The organism is Streptomyces sp. NPDC048111, from assembly GCF_043202815.1.
Classification (GTDB): Bacteria; Actinomycetota; Actinomycetes; order Streptomycetales; family Streptomycetaceae; genus Streptomyces.
Window position 1 is genome coordinate 153,733 of sequence record NZ_JBIDBD010000007.1, and the last position, 26,496, is coordinate 180,228.

Here is a 26,496-nt window from a genome sequence, read left to right on the forward strand (position 1 = left end):
CCCTTATCAACGAATTCAGCACGCGCTGCCCGGCTCACTCAATATCGTCGATCCCGTCTTGCCGCAGTCGGTCGGATTCGGCCCGGTCAGCTGCCCCGTTTGAGAGCGCGCGGGCCGGGCGAGACCCACAGCCGGACGGCGTCGCGGTCGCGGAGCCGGCGCAGGAAGGTGAGTACGCCCGAACTGCCGGTGGCCCAGGCCACGTCGGTGCCGGTGAGGGTGTTGTCGGGGAACACGGGGCGGCGGGGTGTGCCGCCGCTGCGCGTCAGGATCAGGGAGGCGACGTCCTGGGCCGCGGACCAGTACGCGGTGTCGTCCGTCGCGAGGGCTGCGTCGATGAGCAGGTCACCGACGCCGGACAGGCCGCAGCACTGGGACACCAGACTCATCCGGGGAGCGATGCGGTGGCAGGTCCGGGCGCCGCGCAGGCCGAGGGCGAGGAGTGCCGCGTCCTGTTCGCCGGTTCCGGCGTCGATCAGGAGGGCCGCGATGCCCGCGAGTCCCCGGCACCATGAGGCGTAGCGGCGGCTGGCTTCGGGACGGTCGGCCAGCGCCAACAGCTGCGGGAAACGGCCCGCGAGCACATCGAGGCCGGTCAGCGCGGCGGCGCGTGCCGAGGGGTCGGCAGTGGCTCGCTGATACGCGTAGAGGAAGTGCACGATGCCCGAGGTGCCGTGGGCGAAGCCGAATTCGTAGGCCGCGTCCGACGACGATGCCGTCCGGGGGAGGTCGGGGGCCGGGTCGCCCGCACGGACCAGGAGCGCTGCCGCATGCTCTGCCGCGAGGGCCCTGTGCCGGGCGACGTCGGCGGTGCGTCCATCGGTCTCGGCCTGCGCTGCCAGGATCAGGTGGCCCGTGCCGGCCCCGGCGGCCCCGCCGATCTGGTCGCCGGTCTCGTCGGGAGGCTGCGGGGCCAAGGGCGCGGGGCGGGCCGGAAGGCCTGCGTAAGGTGCGGCTGCGGCGAGGAACACCTCGACACCGGTCCGGCCGACGTACAACGACCCGTTGAGGCGCGGCAGTTGTGGATGGCGGAAGGTCTGGCGGGCCAGTTTGGCGACGGCCTGCGCAACGCCCGGCCGGTCCCGGTGGTGCAGCAGTTCCAGTCCCACGCCGGCCGCGCCCGCGTAGAGCGTGAGCGATGAGCCGGGGTGGTGCGTGCCGGGCCGGCCGCACAGGTGGGGCGCCGCGGCCACACTCGTGGCGACGGTGTGGGCGATCACCTCGTCGAGGAGGGCGGGGCTGGGGCGTGGTGGGGCCGTCGACGGGCTGACGGCACGGGCCGCAGAGAGCCGGCCTGCCATGAACCGGCGTGCGGTGGCGCTCCGTTCGGCCGCGTCGAGGCTCATCAGGCCTGCGATCAGCAGGCGCATGGGGCGCAGTGCGGCGCCGGAGGCCGCGGCGGCCAGACAGGCCAGGGTCCGGTCACGGTTGACCGCGTGGTCGGGGTCGACGACGACCGGGTCCATGCCGGTGAGCGCGAAGTGCAGGGTCGCCCCCAGCGCGTAGAGGTCGTCCGCCGGATCGGGCTCGGCGTCGGGCCGGTACACGGGGAGGGAGTAGCCACGCGTCGCGCCGGCGGGACGGTCGCCGTTGAGGGCGCTGATGCCGAAATCCACGACGTGGACGGCCCCGTTGCGGCCGAGCACCACGTTGTGGGGCTTGAGGTCTGCGACCACGACGGCGCGGGCGTGAATCGCGTCGAGAATGCCTGTCAACTGGCGTGCCAGCAGGATCACTTGGCGGGCCGCGCCGCTGCCGCGCGCGGCGTAGGGACCGTTCTGCAACACGTCCCGGCGCAGATCCACCGGCCCGCAGTCGGTCATGACCAGGTACTCGTCCTCGCCGTGCCGCACGTGGTCGATCAGGCGGGGGACGCCCTCGGTGCCGTCGAGCGCCGCCAGCACCCGGTGCTCGTGGCGCAGCCGGCCGAGAGCGTCGGTTCCTCGCGCGTCCTCCGCCATGTAGGGCCTGGCCTGTTTGACGACCACCCGGGCGCCGGTCACCGTGTCGAGGCCACGCAGGACGTCCCCGCGTGGAGAGCGCGCCACACCGGCGGTGATGCGGAAGCGGCCGCCGACCAGCGGCGCGGACGGGGTCTCGGCGGGCGCGGGCCGGCCGAACGGGTCGGCGGCCCACGGCGGTTGACGGTAGCGGGCTCCCGCGCGACCGGTGAAGGTCCGCCCGTCGGGACCGGTCATGACGAGCGTGCTCCCGCCGTCCCCGGTGGCCCGGAACGGACCGTACCGGTAGTGGACCGGTGCGCCGCTGCGCACGCGGCGGTCGCTGAGTACGCGGGGGCCGATGCGGCCGGCCAGGACATCGGCCAGCTCGTGGGCGATGGCCACGAAGTCCTGGGCGCGCGGGTAGACCGTGATGGCCTTGCCGACGAGTCGTGGATCCCGCTCGCCGCTGTTGAGGTCACGCAGCACGGAGGAGCTGACCGCGAATTTGGCGTCGCAGGTGTGCCGCAGCAGGACCGGGACGACCAGCCGCACGGTCTCACCGAGTCTCTCGGCCCGGGTCGACACATGGAGCTTCCAGCCGTGCTCGTACGAGGGCATGTCGGGGTCGAGGAGGTAGAGCCACAGCTCGTCGGTGGCGAGCCGTCGGGGGGCGTCCCCGAGCAGCGCTTCGAGCTGCCGGTGCAGTAGGGCCGCGTCGTCCGGCGGCTCGATCGCGACTTCCTCCAGCGGCTCGACCGCGGCGTCCTGCACCGGCTCGTCGGCGCCGTCGCGCCGGTCCGGTACGGCGCCGTGCCGCGCCTCATGGACGCCGCCGTGCCGGGGGCCCGGCGGGTCGCCGTCGCGCACGTGCTGTAGGTCGTCGCGCACGTGCTGTACGTCGTCGTGCCGGGCCGACCGCACGCGGTCCCCACCTCCACCCCGGTTGCCGCCACCGGATTGCGCCCAACGGATGTTGATCCCGGCCTTCCGCCGCATGTGTCTCGCGTGCCGCGCCGGCGTGCCCGCACGGCCCCGGCCTCACGGGCCGGGGCCGTGCGGGACGGACCGGCTCAGTCGCAGGCGAACCGGGTCGTGGCGGTGACCCACGGGTCGGCCAGACAGGCCTCGACGCGACGCGCGGGGTCCACGTCGTCCTCGAACTCGATGAACTCCTCCTCGAGGTCGAGCGGACCCGCCTCGCGGATCTGAAGTTGCGTGGGGCTCATAGGGATCCTTCCTGCCTCTGCCAGTGAATGAACAGGTGGTCGTCCTGAATCCGTGCATGGCGTGGCGCACCGGTCGACGGCATATGCACAAGCGGTCGACCAGCAGGAGTTACTACACCGGAGTCGCGACCAGAACTGAAGCCCGTGGGAAGAAGACGGCAGAAAATTCCGCGGCCCTGGGCGCCGGGCCCTGGGTGTCGGCCGTACGGCTGCGGGGGCGCGGCCGCGGATCACGCAGGCGGGCCGGGGGTGCACGGGCTGCTCGCGGCTCGCGGCTCGCAGCTCGCCGCGAGGCGCGCCGCCCACCGCCCGTCGGCGCCGATGTCTCGGTCGAGGACGAGGTCGAGGACCAAGGAGGGGAGCAGTTGCGCCGGCCTTGCATGCCCCGCGCTGGAGGGGGCACTGGATCAAAGCTGTGAAGTCGGATCCTTGCTCCGGCGGCGTACTGCGGCCCCGCACCTCAACCCCGAGACGAGTGGCGGGGCCGCAGCACGTGCAAAGGCGCCTGCCGCTGCTCTCCCACGATGTTGGGTGCGAGGGCGCATGGGCTGACGACGAATGGACGCAGGGACAGCTAAGGACAGACAGGGCGCCGACCGGCGCCACGAGGTCCCGGCCCGGAAGTGATTCGCCCACTGCATGCCGAGCCCGGGGGAGTGCGGCGCGGAGCCGAGGCATCTCGGTCGCGGCTGGTCCGTGACATAGGACGGCACCCCGTTCTCGCCCCAGCGCGTACGGCCGCCGAGATGCCACAGCGCAGGCCGGGCGCGCAGAAATTCGCGCGCCCGGCCTGTGCTGCGGTGGTCAGACGAAGGGGACGGCCGCAGCGCCACCGAGGGCTGCCAGCACGTACGCCCCTGCCTCCTGCCAGCCTGCCAGGGGCCGTTGGTGGCCCTGGGTCCCGAGCAGCATCACGGAGTTGGCGGCGTAGCCGGGCACCAGGATGCCCATCACCGCGAGCAGGCTCAGGGTGCCGATGCTCCAGTCGAAGTCGACGCCGCTGAGCACAGCACCGGCGACCAGCGCGAGCGCGGCGACCGAATACACAAGACCGGGGCCGAGCCTGATGTCGTCCCGTTCTTGCAAAGCTCCTGCACCCTTCCTGCCGTGACGCCAGTGCCGCCGCTCGGAGCCGAGGCGGGCGAGCACCATCAGGATGAGCTCTGCCGCCACCACAACGATCGAGAGGTGTTCAAGGGTCATGGGTCCACCTCGCTCGGTCAGGTGCAAGCCTTCTGGATGGCGCTGATGCCGATGAACGCCTTCACCGCTTCACGTTCCTTGGAACCGACGTGCTTGGTCTTCAGGAAGCGCCAGAGGATCTCGGCGGTCTTCTTGGCGCCGTAACTCTTGAACAGTTTGACGGCCCGGGCGACCTTGACGCCCGCTCCGGCGGGGACGAAGGAGATCAGCACACTGGCGACCGCGGCACCGCAGCCGACGTAGAACTTGGTCTGGTCCCACCAGCCGAACGCCACCGCGGGGGCTCTTTCGCCGCTCTGCCCGGCCAGGTTGCGCAGCGTGGAGCTGCGCACCTTCTCGTTGGCCAGGACCGGAAGCATGGCCGCCTGGGCGGCCGCGTCCCCGGGGTAGACCGCCGCAGCGGTCTGCTGGGCGGTGGGAGAGGCCGGCAGCGCGCCGAGCCGCCCCCGGAGGCTGTTGAGGTCGACGGTGCGGGTGAGAGAGATGTCCAGCGCCGCGGCGAACTGGTCCTCCGTGACGCCGAGTTGGGCTATACCGTCGGCCATGGCCTTGGCCTGCTGCAACTCGGCAGCAGAGAACCCCGCATCGCCGGACGGGGCTGCCGACAACGCCTCCACGGTGTACTGGGCCGTTGGGCTGGAGGCAGCCCGTGCCTGGACCGGCGAAGTCGTGGAGTGCGGCTGCGCGGCGCCGGCGTGCGCGACAGCAGCAGCGGAGAAGACGGCAGCGGCGGCGATCGAGGTCACCACAGCAGCCCGGCGCTTCGGAAAAGCCCCCGTACCGGGCCTGACAAACAGCGACATGAAGAATTCCTCTGTTCTGCAAGGTTGATTGTTACCCCCGGCCGGTCACCTCGCCTTGGTCAGGGGCAAATTGACTGCTGGAGTGCTGCGATCTTGAACCAGGTACAGAGGTTCGATCAAGTGACTTGAGTGAAACTTGAGGTGCCCTTTCATGTCGGAGATTCGTTCGCTCTGTCAAATCTCCGGCGGATTGAAGAGCCCGCCACGAAAAGACGCTGCTATTGCGCGACTTCACAGTCAGTCGGCCGGACTGCCCCCGCCGAGCAGGGGGTTCGGAACCCGTCATGTGGCGGCTTGCTGCACGAGGTGGCGCGCTGCGAGGATCGGTATCCCCGCAGGCCACCCCGGACGGGGCGAGACGCTTGAGCCGGCGTCTCGCCCCAGGTGAACCCCCGGGCTGCGGTATCCATGGCGCAGCCACCCGGCGGACCGGCAGGGATGAAGACTGTTCGCCCCCTGACGGAACCCCGTTTAGGAGAGATCTTCTGTTCGTGAGAGCCAGCCATGCCGCCCTCGTTTTTTCAGGACGGAGATTCTGCGGCGCAGTTGATATCCGGCTAGGGAGCTTCCTGTACTCGCCCAACTCGCCGAGGTGGATTTCTCGGTGAAAATGATTACTCGGCGGATCGTTCTTTCCTCGACCAATAACTGCGGATGAGTACGAATACGGCGCCGCTCACCAGCACTACGGCTCCGGCGACTGCCCAGGCTGCTCCGTGGTGCGTGACGGGTGAACCGGCGACCTTCAACTGGGCAGTGCTGATGTTGTGACCGTGGTGACTGTGACCGTGACCTGGCAGGTGCCCGCGGTCGGGACATCGCGCAGCGTGGTGTGCCCGGCGCAATGCGTGGTGCCGTCGTCGCGGGTGCACTGGGAGGCGTCGTCGTTGTCTGTGGCGATCTTCAGAGGTGCGGTGAACACGTCGGAGTCCTCGGCCGGATCCGGGCGATAGTCGACCAGGAGAACCGGGAGGCAACTCCCGGGCCGGACCGTCACCTCGGGCGTTGCGGCTTCAGCCGGGCGGGATTTTTGAGCGTGGGAGAGGCCATGCCAGGCCGGCTGGGGCGTCGCCTCGTGCTGTTGACGGTGGCCTCTCTCGTGCTGTTGACGGTGGCCTCTCGGGAACCGCACGCTCTACCAGCCGGGGGACATCGGGACCGCCCGCAGTCGTGGGAGCAGGGACTCCATCCCGCCCACCGAACTCGGCGGACGCGGCGATCGAAACGGGAGGTCGAGTCGTGGGGGCGAGTCGTCGCCGGCCGGAGAGCCTGGGCATGGTCCGCCCGCGTCCCGGTTCCGGTCCCCGTCCATGGGACGCAGGGCCTTCCAGCGTCGACGCGCTCGCTAGGGAGCCGCTGCGACGATCGTGTCCACAGTGACGCGCAACATGTGCGCTGTCCGGCCAGGTATCGGGACGGATTCCGCCCTGCTCAGATCCGGGTGGCTGTCCGACAGGCCGGGGGAGTGGGTGAGTTGATGCGTCGAACGCGTCGGGTCGGAGCGTGCGGGCCCCTGCTTTCCGAAGGGCCCGCACGCTCCGGACCGGGGCTGCGTGCAGTGATGCATGCAGCCCCGGCAGCCTGTCGGCCGTGCCCCGGGGGTTACTTGGGCATCAGGACGCTGTCGATGATGTAGACGGTGGCGTTGGCGGTGGGAACGTTGCCGCAGACCACGTTGGCGCTGTCGTTGACCTTGTAGGCGGTGCCGGAGCCGGCGGTGGTGACCTTGCCCTTCTCCAGGGTGTCGAAGGAGCCGTTCTCCAGCTGCTTGGGGGTGAGCTTCTGGCCGACGACGTGGTAGGTCAGGATCTTGGTGAGCGTGGCCTTGTCGTTGAGGACCTTGTCCAGGTCGGCCTTCGGGATCTTCGCGAAGGCGTCATTGGTGGGGGCGAACACGGTGATGTTCTGGGCGTTGTTGAGGGTGTCGACCAGGCCGGCCTTCTTGACCGCGGCAACCAGTGTGGACAGCGCCGGGTTGTTGGAGGCTGCGGTGGCGACCGGGTCCTTGGCCATGCCGTCGAACGAACCCGCACCGTCCTTCGGCACCGAGGCACATGCCGCGCCGAACGGCTTGTCCGTCATCGAGGCGTCGTCCGAGGCGGAGCCGCCGGTGGAGGACTGCGAAGCCGGCGGCGTGGCCTCGGAGGACGAAGCGGAGCTGTCCTTCTTGCCGTCGTCACCTCCACACGCGCTGAGGGCGAGAGGAAGAACCGCGGCGGCGGTGACGGCGAGGGCGGCACGACGGAAACGCAGGACGTTCATGACTTCTCCTAGGGGAATCAGGGTGTAGACGCGGAAGGCTGTGGAGCGTTCCGCAAAGGCAATCGGGGCTGTGTCGGCGCTGGGGTCGTCAGTCCACGGTGATCACCACCGAATGCCAGCCGCTCGCGCCGTCGGGGATGGTGGGCGTGCGCTGTTCGGTCTGGGTCTGTCCGGTACGGTCGGTGGCCCGGACCGTGAGGGTGTGTCCGCCGGGGGTGGCCTTCCAGGGCAGGGACCACTGGCGCCAGGTGTCCGAGGTGTCTTCCGCGGCGAGGTCGGCTTGCATCCAGGGCCCGTCGTCGACCCGCACCTCCACCCGGTCGATCCCTCGGTGCTGGGCCCAGGCGACACCGGCGATCATCACGGTCCCCGCCTTGGGGCGTGCGAAGGGCTTCGGGGTGTCGATACGGGACTCGGTCTTGATCGGTGCCTTTTGCGACCAGGACCGTTTGACCCAGTACGAGTCGTAGTCGGCGAACGTGGTCAGCTCCAGGTCCTGGATCCACTTGCATGCCGAGACGTAGCCGTACAGGCCCGGCACGACCATGCGGACCGGGAAGCCGTGGACGAAGGGCAGGGGTTCGCCGTTCATGCCCACCGCGAGGATCGCGTCGCGACCGTCCATGACGTCCTCGACCGGCGTGCCGATCGTCATGCCGTCCTGCGAACGTGCCACCAGCTGATCGGCCGGCCCTCCCCGCGACGGGGGCCGCACCCCCGCCTCCTTCAACAGGTCGGCCAGTGGCACGCCGATCCAGCGGGCGTTGCCCACATAGGGGCCGCCGACCTCGTTGGAGACACAGGTCAACGTGATGTCCCGCTCGATCAGCTCGCGCTTGAGGAGATCCTGGAACGTCAGGGTCAAGGGCCGTGCCACGCCCTTGCCGTGGATCCTCATCCGCCAACTCGTCGCGTCGATCTTCGGGATCACCAGCGCGGTGTCGACGCGGTAGAAGTCCCCGTTGGGGGTGACGAACGGGCTGATGCCCGGGGTGTGCAGGGCCGCGCCCGAGGGAATGGGCCGAGCCGCCGACACGGGACGCGGAAGCACCACCTCGCCCCGTGAAGCCACCGCTCCCTGACCCCGGGACTCGTTCAGCGACCTGCCCAGCAGACCCGCCCCGGCCGAGGCGACGGCCGCGGCGCCTGCTGCCACCACGAACCCCCGCCGGTCCCATCCGCCCGTCAGCGCCGAGTCCCCTTCGCCCTCCGCCGCGGCCGCATCGGCCGCGTCGTGTACCGGGGCCGTGAGGCGGCCGATCAGCACGTACAGCAGTCCTGCCCCGACGAGCGAACCGATCACCGACGGCAGTGCGTCGGCGAGGCTCGTCGAATCCGGACGGCTCGTTGCGGCCAGGGCGCCGACGACGCCGAAGACCAGCACCCCGCCCGCCCCGGCACGACGAAAGCGCAACGCGACGAGGCCCAGAATCAGGGCCAGCAGGGCGAGCACCGCGAGAATGCCGAGTTGGAGGACGAGTTTGTCGTTGGTCCCGAAGTGGCGGATCGCCCAGTCCTTCAGCGCGGGGGGCGTACGGTCGATGGCCGCACCGCCCACCGCGATCACGGGTCCGGACTCGGGACGGACCGCCGCGGAGACCAGCTCGGCAACAGCCAGGGCGGCGAATCCCGCCAGCAGTCCGGACAGGGCTGCCAGCGGAAGACGGATCCCCCTGCTCTTGATGTTCATCACGACTGCTCTTCGGAGCCGGCGGGCGAACGGATTGGTCGCTCATCCCAACGGGTTACGTCGCGCGCAGGATTGACGGTCACCATGTCGCGGCAATCCGGCGGCCCGGCGGCCGCGAAGCATGGGGGACAGATTCGGACTCCGCGTACCCGACCGAAAACTCCGAGGGTGACCACGTGATCAGCGCCGACCTGCACACACTGACCGGTGCGTACGCACTGCACGCGCTCTTCGACGACGAGAACGAGCACGTCGAGCGCCACCTGTCCGCCTGCCCTTCCTGTACCCAGGAGGTGCGTGAACTGGACGCCGCAGCAGGGCGGTTGGGACTGGCCACGACCCTCAGGCCCCGGGCGGCGTTCAAAGAGGACGTGCTGCGCAGGATCAGCCACGTCCGGCAGGAGGCCCCCCGCACCTGGCGCCCGCTCCCTTCCCGCAGGGCTACCGGCCGTAGGGGTGCAATGACGTCGTACGCGGTCGCCGCCTGTCTCATCACGGCCGTCGGCCTCGGTGGAGTCACCGCCTGGGAGCAGCGGCAGTCCGACATCGCGCGGGAGCAGGTACAGGCGACGCAGCGACAGGCGCAGCAGCTCGCCGACGTCCTTGCCGCTCCCGACGCCAGGGCGGTCCATGGCCGGATCGCAGGTGGTGGCGTCGGAACGATCATCGTCGCCCGTAGCCGGAACCAGGCCGTGTTCCTGGCGTCCGGCCTGCCCCGACCGTCCGCGGGAATGGTCTACCAACTCTGGTTCGACGAGGCGGGGTTCATGAGACCCGCCGGCCTCGTGAACCCCGCCCGCACCACCGCAGCCGTTCTGCTGTCCGGTCCCGTCGACCAGGCGTCCGGCATGGCCATCACCGTCGAGCCGACCGGCGGTTCTGCCCGGCCCACCTCCGCGCGTCTCGCTCTCATGGCGATCCCGGATGCCTGAGCCACCGGGGCAGTCGACCACACTGGCATCGGGGTCTGCCCCAGAGGGTGAGCCCCGCCCGTGGGTCCGGGACGACCACGTGCGGGACGCGCCCTCGCCGTCGGCCGCCCGTCGTGCGGAGGCCCTGCGCATCCAGCCCGTCAGGGCCCGGGTACCGGGGCGCCGACCAGCGGGGTCAGCGGGGTGCCCACCTGACCATCGTCATGGCGGACGTGGTGGGCGGCCGGCGAGCATCCTGATGCCGTCAACCCCAGGTGGCGCCGAGTGCGGATGGAGCAGCGCTGGTCATGACGGCTCCTGCGGCCCGTACCAGCGGTGCGGGACGGCGGGCATGTGCGAGGCGCCGTCATGGCCGGGGCGTACCGCGAGGATCTGGTCGACTCCCATACGACGCTCGGCGAACGCGAGGCCGCTTCCGGCCAGGTACAACCGCCAGACACGAGCCGTCTCTTGGCCGGCCAGGGCCACGAAGTCCGCCCAGCGTTCCTCCAGGGTGGCGTACCACGCGGCGATCGTGCGGACGTAGTGTTCGCGCAGCGATTCCACTGCCCGGACCTCGAGCCCCGCGTTCTCGAGGAGGGCGACGGTTTCCCCGAGCGGTCGCATGTGCATGTCGGGAGCGATGTAGGCCTCGATGAACGCTCCGCCTCCGGGGGCGGACGTGCCGCGTGACATCTGCTGGATCAGCAGACGGCCGCCGGGGCGCAGCTGCGAGTGGAGGCGGGCGGCGAAGTCCGGGTATGCGGCTTCGCCGACGTGTTCGCCCATCTCGATCGCGCAGACCGCGTCGTAATCGGCGCCCTCCAGTTCCCGGTAGTGCCGCAAGTGCACCTGGACGAGGTCGTCGAGGCCCCGCTCGCGGACGCGGGCGACGACGAAGTCGCGTTGCTCGCGCGAGAGGGTGACCGCGGTGACGCGGGCGCCGTAGTGCTGTGCGGCGTGGAGGGACAGGCTGCCCCATCCGCAGCCCACGTCCAACAACCGCGCGCCGGGCTCCAGGGCCAGTTTCCGGCAGACCAGGTGGAGCTTGTCCCGCTGGGCGTCGGCCAGTGAGTACTGCGGGTCGTCGGGCCGGGTCCAGTAGGCGCACGAGTACGCCATGGACTCGTCCATGAGCAGGGCGTACCAGTCGTTGGACAGGTCGTAGTGGTGGCTGACGGCGGCCCGGTCCCGGCCGGTGCTGTGCAGTTTGCCGCGCAGCCGGGCCTGGGCCACTCCGGGGGCCGGCGGACGCGGGCCGACGGCGCCGCAGCGCAGCGCGGTGAGGGCGGCGGTCAGGTGCCGGTGCGGCACGCGGCGACCGGAGTGGGGCCGGCGTTCGCGCACGGCGCGCCAGGCCGCGCTCAACCCGGCGCTCAGGTCTCCTTCGAGGTCCAGGTCACCGGTGATGTAGGCCTGGGCCAGGCCCAGTTCGCCGGGCTGCCACAGCAGTCGGCGCAGTGCGCGCGACGAGCGCAGGACGACCACGGGCGCCTGGGCGGGCCCCGTCTCGCTGCCGTCCCAGGCGCGAAGCCGCAGCGGCAGTTCGCCCAGGAACCCTTCGGCGGCGTCGGCGAGGCGGGGCGCCAGCGGCTTCATCGTGCACCCGCTTTTCCCGGCGCCGGGTGACGCACGTCCAGTTGGTCCGCCCGGCACCTGGCTCCGGAGCAGGAAGGACGGGCCGTCCCGGCAGGGTTGGCGTCGCGACCCGACGCGGCGACCTCGTCCCTCCGTACGACGAACTCGTCCCTCCGTACGACGAACGTGACGCGCCGCGGCCGTGGAGGCCCGGTTCGGTGCACTCCGTGGGGGCCTTCGTACACCGCGGCGAGGCCCGGCGTTGCGGCCGAGTGCTCCGCGGTCACCCCCTGCCGCACCGCCGCCACCGCGCAGACTTGCTGCCGTTCCACTGTTTCCTCCTTCACCTCGACATGCTGTGTCCATGACGGAATTCGAAGCGGTGCGCGCTTCGGATTGGTCGGAGTAGACGGGTGAAGGTGCCGCCGGGAGGGGGTGTCGTGATGCCCTGCGTGCTGGCCGGGCCGCCGTGTTGTGGGTATGCCGAGAGGGGCCGGATGTAGCGGGTGGCGCGGATGGTCCGGGGCGCGGCGCGCCTTGTCGTGACGGGGGCGCCGGTCGTCAGCGGAGACGGGGCGGCCGGTGCGCGGTGTGGCTGAGGTGCATGCGGGTGTCGATCCTGTAGGGGGCGAGCGCCGGCTCGGCTTCCGCGGCGAGGTGTGTGAGCTGTTGGACGACGGCGTCGAGGGCCGCACCCGGCTCCAGCCATACCCGCAGCTGCACGAAGAGGCGCTCGCTCCGACGGTGTGGGTGTACGCGGGCGCGGCAGCGGCCGATGCCGTCGATGTTCTCGGCCCGCTCGCTCAGCGCGGCTTCGAGCGCCTGCGTGCGCAGCGAGGCGTCGGCCCCGGCCAGGCGAAGACGGGGCGGGCGGCGGACGTGCAACTGAGCGAGGAACCACCAGGCGAGCAGTGCGGTGACGAGCACGCCGGCAGTGATGACGGCGGGAGTCCACCAGCCGTGCGACCGCAGGTCCGCCAGAGCCGTGCGGTCGAGGAGGCCCTGGTGGCCGGACGGCGTCGGCCATCGTGCGGGGAGGTGCTCGGCGAGCGGACTCCACGAGCTTGCCGCCCATGCCGCGCCGCACAGCAGGGATGCGCCGGCGACGGCGAGCGCGACGCGGTTGCCGCTCGTGCGGGGCGCAGTCATGCGCGGGGTCCCTTCTCCTTGCCGGGGGCGTCGCCGGCGGGGGCGGACGGACGCCAACCCGGTCGCGCGGTGACGGTGATCTTCTGACGGGGTTCGCGGCGCAACAGGCAGCTCGCCAGGACCCGCTGCGTCGCGTCGGCTGCGCGCCGCCGAGCGGCGTCCTCGTCGCCGAACGCCAGGTCCGCACGGACGGACAGGCGTCGTCGGCCCATGCGTACGCGCACCGGCGCGACGCCCTCGACCTCACTGACCGCGTCGCGGACCAGCGAAGCCACGGTGGACCGGTCGACGGTGACGCTCCGGTGTGCCGCCGGGGCGGTGACGCCGAGGCGTCCGCGACGTCCGGGAGTGAGGGCCAAGGTCAGCATCCACAGTCCGGCGGCGGCCGTGGCGATCGCGGCACCCGTGACGGCGGGGGCGCCCGGCCGGTGGCCGGCCAGCCATGCGACGGTGTTCATCCGCCAGGCACCCGCCGGCGTGCCGAGTGCGTGAACGCGGATCATGTCGGCGGTCGTTGCCGCGCACGCGGAGCCGAACAGCAGGAGCAGAACGGCCAGGGGGAAGCGACGTGGCGACCAGCAGCGGCGCGCGGTGCGCGCCGGAGGGCCGCCCGTCGGCAACCCTGCGGTGGAGGGCTCGGGTGGGACAGCGGTGCCCCGGGCCGTGAGCCGGGTGACGGTCAGGCGGGGCCGGGAAATCTCCAGCCCCGTCAACCGGCGCGTGCGCGCCGTGACGTGCTCCTGCACATGGCGTACGCCCTCCTCCAGCGGGGCGGGATAGGGCAGGGCCAGCCGCAACGAGACCTCGGCCCAACGGCCGTGCACGGTCGCCGATCCACTGGGCCGGGCCGCCCTGCCGGCTGCGAGCGCCTCCAGGGCGGCCTGCTCGGCGATCTTGCGAACGACCTTGTCCGCGACGACGGTGCAACCCCGGCCGGCCCCCTCTGTCATTGCCCGCTCCCGTGGAACAGCTCCCGCAGATCCTGTGACCGCCCTCCGCCGTCGAGCCAGGCCCCGGCGGCGTATCCGATCGCGCCGAGGGCTGCGACCAGCAGGAACGCGCCGAACCCCCCGAAGTACCCGGCGAATGCCACGGCGATCCCCGCGACCATTCCGATGACAGCCCGACTCATCTCTCCTCCTCCGTTCCACCACCGGCTGCCGCCGGCACCGGCCCACCTCGTCGACACCCCACACGACTACGCGACGCGCGACTCCGTACCGGCCGCCTGGTCGTCGTCCTCCGGGAGGTGGACATCGTTGATGGTGATGTTGACCTCCACCACCTCAAGTCCGGTGATGCGCTCGACGGCGGCGATGACGTTCTCCCGTACGTCACCCGCCACCTCGGTGATGGACACGCCGTATTCGACGACCAACTCCAGGTCGATGGCGGTCTGGCGCTCGCCCACCTCCACCTTCACGCCACGGCCGACGTTGGGCCGGCCACCGGGCACCCGGTCGCGTACGGCGCCGATGGTGCGCGAGAGGCCGCCGCCCATGTCATGGATTCCCGGGATCTCGCGCGCCGCCACACCGGCCACCTTGACGACGACCACATCCGCGATGGACGTCTTTCCGTGCGTCGTGGTGGCCTCGTCGGTGCCGGCGCCCTCCTTGCCGAGGGGCGCCTCCCTCGTGGCCCCCTTCGCGGCCGGGATGCCGGCGACACTCTGCGTGGCGTGCGTGGTCTGCGTCGTCATGACAACGTCCCTTCAGTGTGCGCCGGTTTCCCGGCGCTGCCGGTTGCTGATACCTGTTCGACACCGCCCGTCGGCGGTTGTGACGCATCGCTCCGGGAATGCTGAGCCGACCGCCCGCCGCCGTCACAAACACGTCCGTGGCGGGTCCAACGAGTAGGACCACGGAGAGGAGCGCCTTGTGGCGGGGGAGTACGCACGAGCCAGACCACCCGGGCCGCAGGCCGAGGCCGACGACGATCTGCTGACCATCCGGGCCGCCGAGGGTGACGAGGACGCCTTCGCCACCCTGGTGCGTCTGCACGCCCCCGCGCTGGTCCGGCTGGCCACGCGGCTGCTGGGCGAACAGAACGAGGCGGAGGACGCCGTCCAGGAGGCGTTCATCAACGCCTGGCGCCGGCTTCCCGAATTCCGCGGCCAGTCGACCTTCGGCACCTGGCTCTACCGCATCGTCACCAACCGCTGCCTCAACGTCCTGCGATCCCGCAGACCCCAGGCCCCCCTGGAGGCCGCGGCCGAGGTGGCCGCCCCCGAACACACGGTGGCCCCCGAACGATTCGCCATGGGGCGCGCCGCAGTCCACGACGTGCAGGAGGCGCTCGCCGACCTGTCGGCCGAACAGCGCACCTGCTGGGTGCTGAGAGAATTGGACGGCCAGTCGTACGAATTCATCGCGCACACGGTCGGCATCAGCCAGCAAGCCGTCCGCGCCCGGGTTTTTCGCGCCCGACGCCAACTGACCAACCAACTGGGGGCCTGGCGATGACCAACCGCCCGAATCCGCCCGCCGCTCCGCCGCCCGACGCCGACGACGAGCAGCTTCCCTGCGGTCGCCTGCTCTCGCAGGTATGGGGCAACTGGGAGGACGGCATCCGTGACGAACACGAGCAGTGCTGCGTCCACTGCCAGGAGGCGGTACGCGATCTGGAAGAACTGGGAAGCGCTGTCCGTGAACTGCGGGAGAACGTGGACGACAGCACGGCGGACTTCGACGCCGCCGCGCTCACCCGGCGCGTCATGGACGTGGTCCGCCTCGAACTGCGCCCCGGCCGCCCCCTTCCGCTCGGCCACCCGGACGAGGACTTGTGGATCACGGAATCGGTTGCCGCACGCACCCTGCGTGCCGCGGCGGAAAAGGTGTCCGGTGTGCGGGCGGGTTCCTGCACCATCACTCCCGAACAAGGCCCGGCTGCCGGGCAGGTGACGGTCCGCATCGCCATTCGGGCGCCCCTCACCACCCCTGACCTCACCGACCTGGCCGCGCGGGTCCGCCGTCAGGTCGAACTGGCCGCCGACGACCGGCTCGGGCTCACCATCAGGGCCATCGACGTCCTGGTCAGCGATCTCGCCGAGGCGCCGTCAACCACCGAGGAGGGCCCGGAACGATGAACCAGCACCACGCTCTCGCAGCTGCCCTGGCCAAGACCGTCCAGGACGTGCCAGGTGTCGCACTGCTGCGCCCCAGTACGGCGCAGCGACTGAAGACGGCCCTGTCGTCGCCGCTCCACGCTGCGGCCCCCGTCGCCGGCCTGAAGATCAGCGGGCGCGGCGAGGGGGAACCGCTGCGGATCGACGTGCAGATCGTCACGGATGCCCGGGCGCGCGCCCTCGACATCGCCCGGGCGGCCCGCACGGCCATCGACGCCCATCTGGCCGGCGGGGCGCCCGGCCGGGCAGCGCACGTCACGGTCACGGTGACGGGCATCGTCTGAACGCGGCACGCGACCGGGCGTCCGGCGCCCTCGCGCCGACCGGTAGGACCGCTCGGCGATCTGCCGTGGCGGTCCCCGGATCAGCGCCGGACAGGTCGCCTGTTAGGTCAGATCAGCGGAACCGTGAGCCACAGGTACAGGAAGGCCGTCCAGGCCCCGGCCGCGGTGGCGCACCACCGAAGCCGTCGGACCCGGGCAGGTGCCACCGGGGCGCGGTGGTGCGCCCCGACCGGCGCGTTCGGCTCAACAGGGACGATGGGTGACGGGCGGCACACGGACGAAGGTCCGCGGAAGTGCTGAGCGGCGGCCGTCGCGGGCTCGGTGCGGCCGCGCGGGCCGGTGGGGCGGGACGGGGAGGGGGCCTCCAGGGTCAGCCCGGCCAGGAAGCGGGCGTACTGTTCACGTCGCCGACCGCGCGGCTCGGCTCGTCCCGCCTCCCAGGACCGCACCGTCGAGGGCGTCACACCGAACGCGCTCGCCACCTGACTTGTGGTCAGGCCCCAGGTGAGCCGCAGACCTTGACGGGTTTCGGGCCCCGGCAGCGGGATGTCGGACGAGGGGTAGCGGGATCGCTTCGTGCGCGATGAAGAATGCGTCATGACCGTACGACAATCGCTCTGCTCTTCTGTTTCGCACTCCGTCGCGACGCCACTCCGATGGACGCGGCGACGCGACGGTGCCCAGAGGAAACGGCGCCATCGTCCCGCAGCTGACAGGAGTGCTGCCGGCCGCGAAGGCGACGTGTGTCACCGCGCTTCGGCGTCCGTGCAGGAGGTGATGTCCCGGCGAGGGAGGCTGCCGGTGGTCAGGAAGGTGACCGTGGCCCGGTCGGCGCAGGCGGAGCCGGCGTTGTAGACGTAGTGGCCGCCGTTGTCGACGCCGACGAAGGCGAAACCGGTGCCGAGGGCCTTGTGCATCCCGAGGCCGCCTGCCCAGGGAGTGGCATTGTCCCTGCGGTTCTGCAGGATCAGCGTGTTGCGGGGGCCGGTGGTCATGGCCACGGGCTTCTCGGCAGGCTTCTCCCAGAAGGCGCAGGCCCAGATGTTGGCGGGCATGCCCGCGGTCAGTGGCCACTTCTTGCGGTCGGCGGCAGTGCGCTCGGCGTATCCGTCGACATCCTGGGGCCACCGGGCGTCACCGCACGTGAGGGCCATGAACATGGTGGCCTGATTGTCGGCGGGGACGCCCTCGGGAGCGGGCTGCTCGGACAGCACCTGCTGGAGGACCGCCGCGTCCGCCTCCGAGGGCCTGCCGGCGGCGAGGTCGGCCGCAGCCCGCCAGAACTGGGCCGCCACCGGGAGCGTCTCGTTGTGCAGGAGGAGCGCGTAGGTGACATTGCGCAGCAGCGCCCCGTCCAGAGGCACCCCTGCGCCCGGGATCGTGGCGGGCGTGCGGTCGAGCCGGTCGGCCAGGGCGAGGTAGGTCTCGGAGACCTCTTCGGGGGTCGCTCCCAGCTTGAGGGTGCCGTGCTGCGCCGCGGCGGCGCGGGCGGCGTCGGGGAAGCGTTCGGCCATGCCCTGTCCCCAACCCTCTGCGACCTCGCGGGCCCAGACCTTCGTGGGGTCGACGTTGCCCTCCAGGATCATCCGGTCGGTGTGGTCCTGGAAGAGCGAGCGGTAGACGGCGCCGAGGTAAGTGCCGTAGGACTGACCCCAGTACGAGACCTTCTTCTCGCCGAGGGCCTCGCGGATGCGGTCCATGTCGCGGGCGGTATTGGCGGTCGTGAAGTGGCGGAGTTTCTTGCCGAGCGTGGCGGTGCACTTCTGGGCGTAGGCCTTCGCCAGGGCGATGTTCTTGCCTATGGAGCCGTCGGCGGCCGGATAGGGGAAGATCGCCGCGACCGACGAAGTGGGCAGCCCGCAGCTCTGCGGAGCACTGTGGTCGACACCGCGCGGATCGAAACCGACGAGGTCATAGCGGTCGCGCACCGATGCGGGCAGCGTCGGCGCCATCGTCTCCGGCATCGACAGTCCGCCCAGCGCCGGGCCACCGGGGTTCAGCAGCAGGACACCGTGCCGCTGCGCCCGGCCGGTGGCGGGAAGCCTGGAGACGGCCACCTTGATCTGCGCACCGTGCGGCTGCTGGTAGTCCAGCGGCACCTCCAGCGTTCCGCACCGCAGGTCCGGGTTGCGGGTCTGCCCGCTTGCCGGAGCGGGGCAGGCGCCCCAAACGATCCCTCGGTTCCCGCCCTCGTTCGGGGCGGCCGCCTCGCTCGTTCCGCCTGCCTCACGCCCCGAGGCGGGGGACGAAGATCTGGCCGGCGCCGGATCGCCACCCTCGCAGCCGGTGAGCGCATGGCCGGCCAGCACCGTGACGGCAAGCGTGGCGGCGAGCCGGCGGCCTGCCGCCCGGGCGTGGCCGCGGGGGCGGTGAGCGGTGGAACGGGGGGAGCTGTGCATGACTCTGTCCTTCGCTGCTCGTCCTGCCGACGCGGACGAGTCAACAAGAACGCCTGGTCGCGCGCGTCCCCCTGCAGGGGGCATCGCAGATAGCTCGCTCGGGGGGCAAGCTGTGCTTCTGCTGCCCCGGGCACGCTGATTTTGGCGGCCCCGGCCCGTTCCGGGTGCTCGCCTTGCAGGGCGTCGATGAGCCGGCCGTGGACGTCGGCGCCGGGAACGGCCGCGCACCTTCGACGAGTCGGGTTGTACGAGCGAGCCGTGAACAGTGCCTTCTGGAAGCGGAGTTGGCGTGTGCGGACAGGAGATGCGAGCGCCTTCGGTGCCCCGCGGGTGCCGAAGTGTCTAGAACGGTCCGTCTTGGCCCCGCCCGGACAGCTTCCTCTGGCCCCGGCGGAGGAACGGTTTGAAGTGGCCTCACCTGGCTGCCCCGGCGCCGAACGTCAACGATCCGGTTCAACGTGGGGTTGACGCGCCTCATGGAGGGTTCGCGACTGGCATGGCCTCTCGCCGGAGGTGAATGGGAAGTACAGGAGAGCCGCCCCTCAGCGTCGTCGGCATCGAGAGGCCCCACGACAATGAGCTGCGCTCGGCGCCAAGACCAGCCTTCGCTACACAACCGCCGTTGCCGCTCAGCGGCCGCACACGATTTACGCACCTGCTGAACGGGTCGCCCCTGCCGCACGACTCGACGGACCGCCACGGCATCATGGCCGCGCGGCAAATTCGAGCAAGGGGAAGCACATGACGGAATTCATCGTTCACGACGATCCTGCCGGACGTGCTCAGAGCAACTGCATTGCCCGCGTCGACCTCGCCCCTTATGGGCTGGACGGGCAGATGGAGCAGCTCTGGCTCAAGCCCTTCAACGACGGCACGTTCTCCGTCGCCTGCATCCCCTTTCGCGTCTATGGACTGGCCCTGGGCGACCGCGTGCTCCTCTCGGAGGATGATGAGGTCAGCGAGGTGGTGGGGCTGTCCTGGCACCGCGTCCTGCGCATGCTCATGCCCACCCCGGACCCGACACGACTGATAGAGGCAACCGCTCGCATCAAGCACGAAATCGACGCCGTCGGCCTGCTGAGCGAGTGGAGTGGGGACCGTCACGTCGCGATCGACGTGCCTCCTCAGGCAACCCCTTCGCAGCTGTTCGACGTCATGGAGCGCGAGGTCGACGAGGCCGGCGCGTTCTGGGAGTGGGCTGACGCCATGCCCTTCTCCGCCCCACGCTGATCAGATCACCGCATGGCAACCGACTGCAGTTCTATGAACTGGGCTCTTTTACACCACGAAACGGCCCTCGCATCCCTCAGTTCACGGCCCGGTGGCTTCGGATTTCCTGAACTCACGGAGGTCGGGCATAGACGCTTTCTGCTGCTGGCCCGGCATCAAGGCCGCCTAGTCGAGCACGAGGGCGGACGCTTCCGCCGCTCGCACCTGGAGCCGGTTCCCGAGGTCGACATCCTGGCGGACCCCCGCGGATTCAGTGGATGGGCGACACCAGTCCGGTGCGGTGGGCGAGGACGACGGCCTGGACGCGGTCACGGAGGTCGAGCTTGGTCAGGATGCGCGAGACATAGGTCTTCACCGTCTCGGGTGCGATGAACAGTGCTTCGGCGATCTCGGTGTTCGACAGGCCTTCGGCCAGTTGGCACAGGACGTCCAACTCGCGCGGTGTCAGGGCTTGGCGGACAGCTTCCCGCTCCGGTCGCTGGGTGCCGGCGGGGTGCAGGTGCTGGGCGTAGTGGCCGATGAGATGACGGGTCACCGCGGGGGCGAGCAGGGCTTCGCCACGGGCGACCGTGCGGATGCCATTGATCATTTCGACAGGGGGCGCGTCCTTGAGGAGGAAGCCGCTGGCACCCGCGCGCAGCGCGTCGTACACGTAGGAGTCGACGTTGAAGGTGGTGACGACCAGTATCTTCGGCGGGTTCGTGGTGTCGGGGCCGGCGAGTTGGCGGGTTGCCTGGATGCCGTCGAGCAGGGGCATCCTGATGTCCATCACGACCACGTCGGGGGTCAGACGACGGGCGGCCTGGACGGCCTCGTGACCGTTCTCGGCCTCGCCGACGACCTCCAGGTCGGGTTGTGCGGAGAAGATGGTGGCGTAGCCGGTGCGGACGAGTGCCTGGTCGTCGCAGACGAGGACACGGATGGGGGCAGGCGTATCGTGCACGGACTACTCCTGGGTGGGCATGGACGGGATGACGGCGCGGACTTCGAACCCGCCGTCGAGCCGCGGCCCCGCGTGTAGGTGACCATCGACCAGCTGTACGCGTGCGTGCAGTCCGGCCAGTCCGCGACCGCCCGCAAGTCCCGCTTCGGCAACCGGTGCGGGAGGAACGGCGGCGGAGGGCGGGCAGGGCTCGGTCGTGATCACCTCGACTTCGAGGTGCTTGTCGCCGAGCGTGACCGTGACGGATGTCGGTGAGCCGGGTGCGTGCTTGAGCGCGTTGGTCAGGGCTTCCTGGACGATCCGGTAGGCGGTCAGCTCCACGTCCACCGGCTGGTCGTGGTCATGGGGCGCGCCCTGCTGGAGGAACGCAACGGGCTGCCCGGATCTTCTGGCCTGTTCGACCAGGTCCTGGATGCGGCCCAGGGCCGGTGCCCGCTGGGCTTGTTCGGGGTGGCCGGTTGCGCCGTCTCCGGTGGCCTCCAGAACGCCGAGGAGGTGGCGCAGCTCTGTCAGGGCCTGGCGGCCGGTCGCGCTGACGGCGGTGAGTCCTTCCGCGGCCTTGCCGGGGGCGGAGGCGAGGACGCATTGTGCGGCGTCGGCCTGGATGACCATGGCGGTGACGTGGTGGGTGACCACGTCATGGAGTTCGCGGGCGATCCGAGCCCGTTCGGCCGCGGTGGCCAGCTCGCTCGCCAGGCGCCGGCGTCGGACTTCTTGGGTGCGTCGTGCGCGCATCATGCTCCCCACGATCCAGAAGGCGGCCAGGAACAGGTAGAAGGCGACGTAGTCCGCGACGAGCTGCGGTGAACCGAGGCCTTCGAGGCCGATGGCCAGAGCGGCGTACCCCGCAGTCAGCACCCCGGCCAGGAGCGGGCGGCGACGGGCCTGATGAGCGCCGGCCGAGAAGAGCGCCAGATACAGCCCAAGGCTCGCGAACGTCGTCGCGAATCCCAACGCCTGGTGCGCGGCGAACGCGCACGCGACGAGGATCAGACAGAGGGCGGGGTTACGGCGTCGAAGGGTCAGCGGAAGCGTCTGGGCCAGGACGAGACCGGTCCCCAGAATGCCTACGGGACGCTGCGGGAGATCCCCTATCTGCGCTCCGACGGTGGACAGGGTCGGTACGAGGAGGGTCACCAGGCTGTATGCGAGGGCCAGGACGCCGTCTTTGCGGAGGACGCCCTGCCGCTGCCAGAGGCTGCTCGATGTCTCGAAGAGGGCAGTCCCCCTCACTGTTTGACGAAACGTCACCGCCACCCCCTCCAGTCACCGGCCGCGGGCGCCGGACCTGTGGGACAGGAGTCTCCCACTGCGGTCGGCGAGAGAGAGAAGGCGGGCGGCGATCAGCACACCGACCACGACGGTCAGCAGCGCGGACTCCAGGCCGAAGTCACCGCCCGTCAGCCAGGTCCCGCCCTGCGCGGCAGTGGTGAACAGGCCGTCGGAGGGGTGTCCGGACACCGGGATGCCGAGGAGCTGCACGGTCAGGTTCCAGGCGAAGTGCAGGCCCACGACGAACCAGATGCTGCGTCGCCACAGGAACGCGGCGCCCAGCATGGCCCCCGCTTCCAGGGCGATGGCCAGAGAACTCCACGCCGTGGCGTTGGGGGCGCCGAGGTGGGCGAGGCCGAAGAACAGGCCCGTGATCACGATGGCGGCCCTGCTGCCACACAACTCCTCCAGTGCTTGCAGCGCCAGCCCGCGGAACATGAGCTCCTCGGTCATCGCGGCGGCGGCCTGCACCACGGCCGCACGGAACAGAACGCCGACGAAGCCGTGGCCGGCCCAGGAGAAGGTGTACCCCCCGAACACGGTGATCAGCAGGGTGGAGACGAGGACGAAGCCCAGGCCGAGCGCGCTGCCGAGCAGCAGGTCGCGGCCGGCCCCGCGCCGGGCGATCTCCGGTGCGGGGCGGTGTGCGAGGCGGCGCATGATCAGCCAGTACACGCCAAGAGCCGCGACCGCCCCCAGCAGCGGCAGAGGACCGGGAGCCTCGGCGGTGAGCCCCGAGACCAGCCCGACGCCGACCAGCCCGGTCAGCATCCAGCCGAGCGGCGCGCGCAGCATCCGCCGCACGCGGCCGCCGCCGTCTCGGCCGGGGCTGCCGTCCGTGCGGTGCTGAGCGGTGACCGGCTCTTCCATCGTGGGGCCCTCTCGTCATGGGCCGCATCGGAGGCGGCCCTGTCCCCACGCTAGGAGCCGGGTGCCGGCCGGGGGTCCCCCGGACCGGGACGACGCAAGTGGCTCTCGCGGGGGATGCGCCGCACCATCAACGGTGCCCGTGCCACCTCCCGCGGCTCTCGGCCCGCAGCCCGGGCCATGAGGTTGCACGCCCAAGGCGCGGCAACCACCGCCGGCCCGCCCCGCGTTCCCCATCGACCGGCCACCCTGCCGGCGCTGCCGACCGCTGGTCGCAATGGCGGTCCCGGTTGACCTCATGGCCTGTGCCGAGCGTCGGCGCGCCCAACCAGCCCGCGCCGCAGGCGAGTTCGAGCACGGCGCGTGGAATCTGGACCACGTCACCGCCTGACCAGCACGCGCCATCATCCGCAGGCCGGTCGCATGCGCCTGCCCCGTCGTCCGCCCTGGGCCGAACAGGTCAAAGAGGATCGTTTCTGTTCGGTTCGGGGGCTATCGCATGCGACCGGCCGGGAACGGGTTGCCGTGTTTCGCCCCCCCCTCTCACCTGAACGGGAACTCCACCATGCGTCTCCGCCATGCTGCCGTCGCCCTCACCGGCGCCCTGTCCCTGATCCTGAGCGTTCCCATGTCGGCCTCCGCGGCTGACGGAGAGTTCACCTACTCGTATGTCGGCAAGGACGGCAAGACGCACACCGCCGCCAAGGTCGACCCGGCCGGCCGCGAGTGCTACACGCTGGCGGAGGTCGCGGATCCGGCGGCGAGCGCCCCGGCGTTCTCACCCCGCAACCGCACGACCGCCTCGGCCACGGTGTTCGCCGAGCCGGACTGCGAGGGTGACGTCTACTTCACGCTCAAGCCGCTCACCGGCTCTGGCACCGAGAAGCTGAAGTTCCGCTCGGTCGTCTTCAGCGACTGATGAGGACGGGAGCGGCACGGGCGCGCCCTGCGCACGTGCCGCTCCTGATTCAGGCGCCGGAGACCGCTCGGGCCGCCCTCCGACTTGACATCGTTTGCATAATGCAAAATAGCGCGAGTGAGGGGAAGCTGCACATGAGTGGCATACGCAAGGGTCGTCCCGAGGCGGCGGTGGCGGGCCAGGATCCGGGCGCCAGATGGCGTCTGGGGCTGCGCGAGGCGCAATGGGGTCTTGCGGTGCTCGCACTGGTGATCGGTGCGGGCGCGGGGCTCGGGTCGATCGCCTTCCGATGGTTGATCAAGGTCTTCACGGGGCTGTTCACGGGGCATGTCGACTACGCGGGTGCCGGGCACGCGGCGAACCCGCACGTCGCCTGGCTCGGCCCGTACTTCGTGCTTCTGGCGCCGGTGCTCGGTGGCCTGTTGTACGGGCCGCTGGTGGACCGGTTCGCCAAGGAGGCGCGCGGGCACGGGGTGCCCGAGGTGATGCTGGCGGTCGCCCAGCGGGGCGGGCGCATCAACCCGAACGTATCGGTGGTCAAGGCCCTCGCCTCGGCGCTGACGATCGGCTCGGGCGGCTCGGTGGGCCGCGAGGGTCCGATCGTCCAGATCGGCTCGGCCCTCGGCTCGACGCTGGGCCGGATCGTCAAGGTCACCGAAGGCCGGATGAAGCTGCTCGTGGCGTGCGGCGCGGCGGGCGGTATCGCAGCGACCTTCAACGCGCCGCTGGCCGGTGTCTTCTTCGCGATGGAACTGATCCTGCGCGACTTCGCGATCGAAGCATTCGGCGCGGTCGTCCTGTCCAGCGTCGCGGCCAGCGTGATCGGCCGGGCCGCCTTCGGCGACGTAGCCTTTCTGAACCTGCCCGCCTTCCACGTCGAACACGTCGCGCAGTACGGCCTGTTCGCGCTGCTCGGCATCGCCGCCGGAGGCGTGGGTATCAGCTTCACTCGCATCCTGTACTGGATCGAGGACGCCTGCGACTGGGCCTGGCGCGGCCCCGAATGGCTGCGCCCCGCCGTCGGCGGCCTGCTTCTCGGCGTCCTGCTCCTGCTGCTGCCGCAGATGTACGGGGTGGGCTACCCGGTCCTGGAGAACGCGGCAGAGGGCAAGTACGCCGCGGCCTTCCTGCTCCTGCTGCTCGCGGGCAAGATCCTGGCGACCAGCCTCACCATCGGCATCGGCGGCTCGGGCGGCGTCTTCGCCCCGAGTCTGTTCATGGGCGCGATGCTCGGCGCGGCCTACGGCCTGGGCATGCAGAGCCTGTTGCCGGGGACGGCGGGCGCGGTCGGTGCCTACGCGCTGGTGGGCATGGGGGCTGTCTTCGCCGGCGCCTCGCGTGCCCCGATCACGGCGGTGGTCATCCTGTTCGAGCTGACCGGCGAGTACTCGATCATCCTGCCGCTCATGCTCGCCATCGTCACGGCGACGCTGACCAGCAGGCTGCTTTCCCGCGACACCATTTACACCCTCAAGCTGCGTCGGCGCGGCATCGATCTGGAAGGTCCGGCTGCGGGCGCCGTGCTCGGCACTCAGCAGGTCGGTGAGGTGATGGAGCAGGCACCGCCGGCGATTCCCGTCGACGCGGAACTGCTGTCCGTGGCAACGGATTTGTCCCTGTCGGCCCATGGCGTGCTGCCGGTGGCCGACAAGAACGGATCCTATGTGGGCATGATCACCGCCAGGGCGGTGGCCGAGGCCCTTGCCGACGAGCCCGGCTCCAGTGGCTCCGGCGCCCTTGCGGGCGACCTGGTGGAGCAGCCCGTCTCCCTGACCCCCGTAGAGCCGCTGGCCGTGGCTCTGCATGCCCTGATCGCCCACTCCGGCACCGGGCTGCCCGTCCTTGATCCCGAGGGGACCAGCCTGGTGGGCTGGCTCACCCACCAGAGCGCCTTGCGCGCTCTGCATTCTGTGCGGGGTACGGCGGCCCTGAAGCCCGCGACAGCCTAGAGGAGCGCCGGGCTGTGCCGGGAGGGCTCGGCGCGGTGGCGGGCGTTTCCCGCCGGGGTCGGCCGAGGCGTTGCGCAGGCCGGTCCGCCCGCTGCGCGGGACAACGCCCGTGGACGGCCGGGGTGCCTGAGGATTCAGCGGGGCCGGGACTCCTCCAGGCGCACGAACGGGATCCGCTCTCCGATCGCCCGATAGCCCGCCGCGCTGCCGTCCGCCGGGAAGCCCAGGTACGAGCAGAGGGCCTTCGCGGCGCGGGGGTGCCGGGGCGCGTACTCGGCCATGATCCGCCCTCCTTCCCCCGGTGTGGGGAAGCGGGCGGTGACGGCCCGGAAGCGGCGCCCGGTCTGGATCGTGGCCTGGGGGGTCTCGCGCAAGTTCCGGTACCACTGGGCCTGCGGGCCGAAGCCCGAGGCGATGGTCCAGGTCTGCTGTTCCGGATCGTGGGCGACCACTTCGAGCACCACCTTCCGGGCTTGGCCGGAGACGCGCCCGGTGTGGACGAGCAGCAGCATCCGCTTGCCGAACAGGGGGCCGAGCCCCATGCGGAACAGATGGATGGGCAGTCGGGCCAGTGTCCTGCGCCAGCCGGTGGGAGGCGCGGGCCGATGGGTCGCAGGTGATGCAGAGGTCATGGACTGAGCCTCTCTGTACGTTCTGGAAACCGAACGGACGGCGTCGATCGGATAACTGTGGGCGGCCGGAATGCCGCTCCGGAAGAACCTTTGCATAGTCTAAAGGTTG

General features: G+C 70.8%; 25 protein-coding genes. 7 read left to right on the forward strand and 18 right to left on the reverse strand.

Translation table 11 applies throughout. The features are described from left to right. Positions 1–86 precede the first annotated feature (86 nt). The 7 genes from lanL to ACGF3I_RS15430 form a co-directional block, all read right to left on the reverse strand. Positions 87–2,864 carry a class IV lanthionine synthetase LanL gene (lanL, locus tag ACGF3I_RS15400; RefSeq protein ID WP_393132060.1) on the reverse strand — a complete coding sequence of 926 codons (2,778 nt, stop codon included), beginning with the start codon at positions 2,862–2,864 and terminating at the stop codon, positions 87–89. Between the two features lie 149 nt (positions 2,865–3,013). Continuing rightward, positions 3,014–3,169, reverse strand: a complete 156-nt coding sequence (locus ACGF3I_RS15405) for an SflA family class IV lanthipeptide (protein ID WP_393132062.1) — start codon at positions 3,167–3,169, stop codon at positions 3,014–3,016. An 804-nt stretch (positions 3,170–3,973) separates the two neighbouring features. Continuing rightward, entirely contained in the window at positions 3,974–4,372 is a 399-nt protein-coding gene (locus tag ACGF3I_RS15410) for a hypothetical protein (protein WP_393132064.1), read from the reverse strand. A 17-nt stretch (positions 4,373–4,389) separates the two neighbouring features. Continuing rightward, positions 4,390–5,175, reverse strand: a complete 786-nt coding sequence (locus ACGF3I_RS15415; RefSeq protein ID WP_393132066.1) for a hypothetical protein — start codon at positions 5,173–5,175, stop codon at positions 4,390–4,392. Between the two features lie 745 nt (positions 5,176–5,920). Next, positions 5,921–6,097: a hypothetical protein gene (locus ACGF3I_RS15420; protein WP_393132068.1), complete on the reverse strand. Its 177-nt coding sequence runs from the start codon at positions 6,095–6,097 to the stop codon at positions 5,921–5,923. Between the two features lie 680 nt (positions 6,098–6,777). Beyond that, on the reverse strand, positions 6,778–7,437 hold the full coding sequence (locus ACGF3I_RS15425) for a fasciclin domain-containing protein (protein WP_393132070.1): 660 nt from the start codon (positions 7,435–7,437) through the stop codon (positions 6,778–6,780). An 88-nt stretch (positions 7,438–7,525) separates the two neighbouring features. Beyond that, positions 7,526–9,127, reverse strand: a complete 1,602-nt coding sequence (locus ACGF3I_RS15430; RefSeq protein WP_393132072.1) for a sulfite oxidase — start codon at positions 9,125–9,127, stop codon at positions 7,526–7,528. 176 nt (positions 9,128–9,303) lie between these two features. Between ACGF3I_RS15430 and ACGF3I_RS15435 the strand changes: the two genes are divergently transcribed. Next, positions 9,304–10,059, forward strand: a complete 756-nt coding sequence (locus ACGF3I_RS15435) for an anti-sigma factor domain-containing protein (protein WP_393132074.1) — start codon at positions 9,304–9,306, stop codon at positions 10,057–10,059. 285 nt (positions 10,060–10,344) lie between these two features. On the opposite strand, the gene ACGF3I_RS15440 is transcribed toward ACGF3I_RS15435, so the two are convergent. From ACGF3I_RS15440 to ACGF3I_RS15460, 5 genes are all read right to left on the reverse strand, one after another. Continuing rightward, positions 10,345–11,637: a class I SAM-dependent methyltransferase gene (locus ACGF3I_RS15440; protein ID WP_393132076.1), complete on the reverse strand. Its 1,293-nt coding sequence runs from the start codon at positions 11,635–11,637 to the stop codon at positions 10,345–10,347. A 540-nt stretch (positions 11,638–12,177) separates the two neighbouring features. After that, positions 12,178–12,765: a hypothetical protein gene (locus tag ACGF3I_RS15445; protein WP_393132078.1), complete on the reverse strand. Its 588-nt coding sequence runs from the start codon at positions 12,763–12,765 to the stop codon at positions 12,178–12,180. Next, positions 12,762–13,715, reverse strand: coding sequence for a DUF6286 domain-containing protein (locus tag ACGF3I_RS15450; RefSeq protein ID WP_393132080.1), 954 nt, complete (start codon positions 13,713–13,715; stop codon positions 12,762–12,764). Before ACGF3I_RS15450 ends, ACGF3I_RS15445 begins: the two co-directional genes overlap by 4 nt. After that, on the reverse strand, positions 13,712–13,897 hold the full coding sequence (locus tag ACGF3I_RS15455; protein ID WP_393132082.1) for a hypothetical protein: 186 nt from the start codon (positions 13,895–13,897) through the stop codon (positions 13,712–13,714). Before ACGF3I_RS15455 ends, ACGF3I_RS15450 begins: the two co-directional genes overlap by 4 nt. Positions 13,898–13,963: 66 nt before the next feature. After that, positions 13,964–14,467, reverse strand: a complete 504-nt coding sequence (locus tag ACGF3I_RS15460) for an Asp23/Gls24 family envelope stress response protein (RefSeq protein ID WP_393132084.1) — start codon at positions 14,465–14,467, stop codon at positions 13,964–13,966. 178 nt (positions 14,468–14,645) lie between these two features. Here ACGF3I_RS15460 and ACGF3I_RS15465 point away from each other — a divergent pair, with 178 nt between their 5' ends. The 3 genes from ACGF3I_RS15465 to ACGF3I_RS15475 are packed head-to-tail and all read left to right on the forward strand — an operon-like array spanning position 14,646 to position 16,176. Further along, complete coding sequence (locus tag ACGF3I_RS15465; RefSeq protein WP_393132086.1) at positions 14,646–15,230, forward strand: RNA polymerase sigma factor; 585 nt, start codon at positions 14,646–14,648, stop codon at positions 15,228–15,230. Further along, the gene (locus ACGF3I_RS15470; protein WP_393132088.1) at positions 15,227–15,853 is read left to right on the forward strand and encodes an Asp23/Gls24 family envelope stress response protein; all 627 of its coding nucleotides are present in this window, start codon (positions 15,227–15,229) and stop codon (positions 15,851–15,853) included. Before ACGF3I_RS15465 ends, ACGF3I_RS15470 begins: the two co-directional genes overlap by 4 nt. Then, the gene (locus ACGF3I_RS15475; RefSeq protein ID WP_393132090.1) at positions 15,850–16,176 is read left to right on the forward strand and encodes a hypothetical protein; all 327 of its coding nucleotides are present in this window, start codon (positions 15,850–15,852) and stop codon (positions 16,174–16,176) included. The genes ACGF3I_RS15470 and ACGF3I_RS15475 overlap by 4 nt, the downstream gene beginning before the upstream one ends. 107 nt (positions 16,177–16,283) lie before the next feature. Here ACGF3I_RS15475 and ACGF3I_RS15480 read toward each other — a convergent pair whose 3' ends face one another. Both ACGF3I_RS15480 and ACGF3I_RS15485 read right to left on the reverse strand, forming a co-directional pair. Beyond that, positions 16,284–16,775 carry a helix-turn-helix domain-containing protein gene (locus tag ACGF3I_RS15480; RefSeq protein ID WP_393132092.1) on the reverse strand — a complete coding sequence of 164 codons (492 nt, stop codon included), beginning with the start codon at positions 16,773–16,775 and terminating at the stop codon, positions 16,284–16,286. Between the two features lie 147 nt (positions 16,776–16,922). Further along, complete coding sequence (locus ACGF3I_RS15485) at positions 16,923–18,575, reverse strand: alpha/beta hydrolase (protein WP_393132094.1); 1,653 nt, start codon at positions 18,573–18,575, stop codon at positions 16,923–16,925. Between the two features lie 741 nt (positions 18,576–19,316). Between ACGF3I_RS15485 and ACGF3I_RS15490 the strand changes: the two genes are divergently transcribed. Beyond that, complete coding sequence (locus ACGF3I_RS15490) at positions 19,317–19,805, forward strand: DUF4265 domain-containing protein (RefSeq protein WP_393132096.1); 489 nt, start codon at positions 19,317–19,319, stop codon at positions 19,803–19,805. A 250-nt stretch (positions 19,806–20,055) separates the two neighbouring features. Here the strand turns inward: ACGF3I_RS15490 and ACGF3I_RS15495 are convergent, their stop codons facing one another. The 3 genes from ACGF3I_RS15495 to ACGF3I_RS15505 are packed head-to-tail and all read right to left on the reverse strand — an operon-like array spanning position 20,056 to position 22,890. After that, entirely contained in the window at positions 20,056–20,748 is a 693-nt protein-coding gene (locus ACGF3I_RS15495; RefSeq protein WP_393132098.1) for a response regulator, read from the reverse strand. A 3-nt stretch (positions 20,749–20,751) separates the two neighbouring features. After that, positions 20,752–21,981: a histidine kinase gene (locus ACGF3I_RS15500; protein WP_393132100.1), complete on the reverse strand. Its 1,230-nt coding sequence runs from the start codon at positions 21,979–21,981 to the stop codon at positions 20,752–20,754. 33 nt (positions 21,982–22,014) lie between these two features. Then, the gene (locus ACGF3I_RS15505; protein ID WP_393132102.1) at positions 22,015–22,890 is read right to left on the reverse strand and encodes a CPBP family intramembrane glutamic endopeptidase; all 876 of its coding nucleotides are present in this window, start codon (positions 22,888–22,890) and stop codon (positions 22,015–22,017) included. A gap of 562 nt (positions 22,891–23,452) precedes the next feature. Between ACGF3I_RS15505 and ACGF3I_RS15510 the strand changes: the two genes are divergently transcribed. Further along, positions 23,453–23,806, forward strand: coding sequence for a hypothetical protein (locus ACGF3I_RS15510; protein ID WP_393132104.1), 354 nt, complete (start codon positions 23,453–23,455; stop codon positions 23,804–23,806). Positions 23,807–23,940: 134 nt separating this feature from the next. Then, complete coding sequence (locus tag ACGF3I_RS15515; RefSeq protein ID WP_393132106.1) at positions 23,941–25,755, forward strand: chloride channel protein; 1,815 nt, start codon at positions 23,941–23,943, stop codon at positions 25,753–25,755. A gap of 134 nt (positions 25,756–25,889) precedes the next feature. On the opposite strand, the gene ACGF3I_RS15520 is transcribed toward ACGF3I_RS15515, so the two are convergent. Beyond that, positions 25,890–26,387, reverse strand: a complete 498-nt coding sequence (locus tag ACGF3I_RS15520) for a nitroreductase family deazaflavin-dependent oxidoreductase (RefSeq protein WP_393132108.1) — start codon at positions 26,385–26,387, stop codon at positions 25,890–25,892. Between the last annotated feature and the right edge of the window lie 109 nt (positions 26,388–26,496).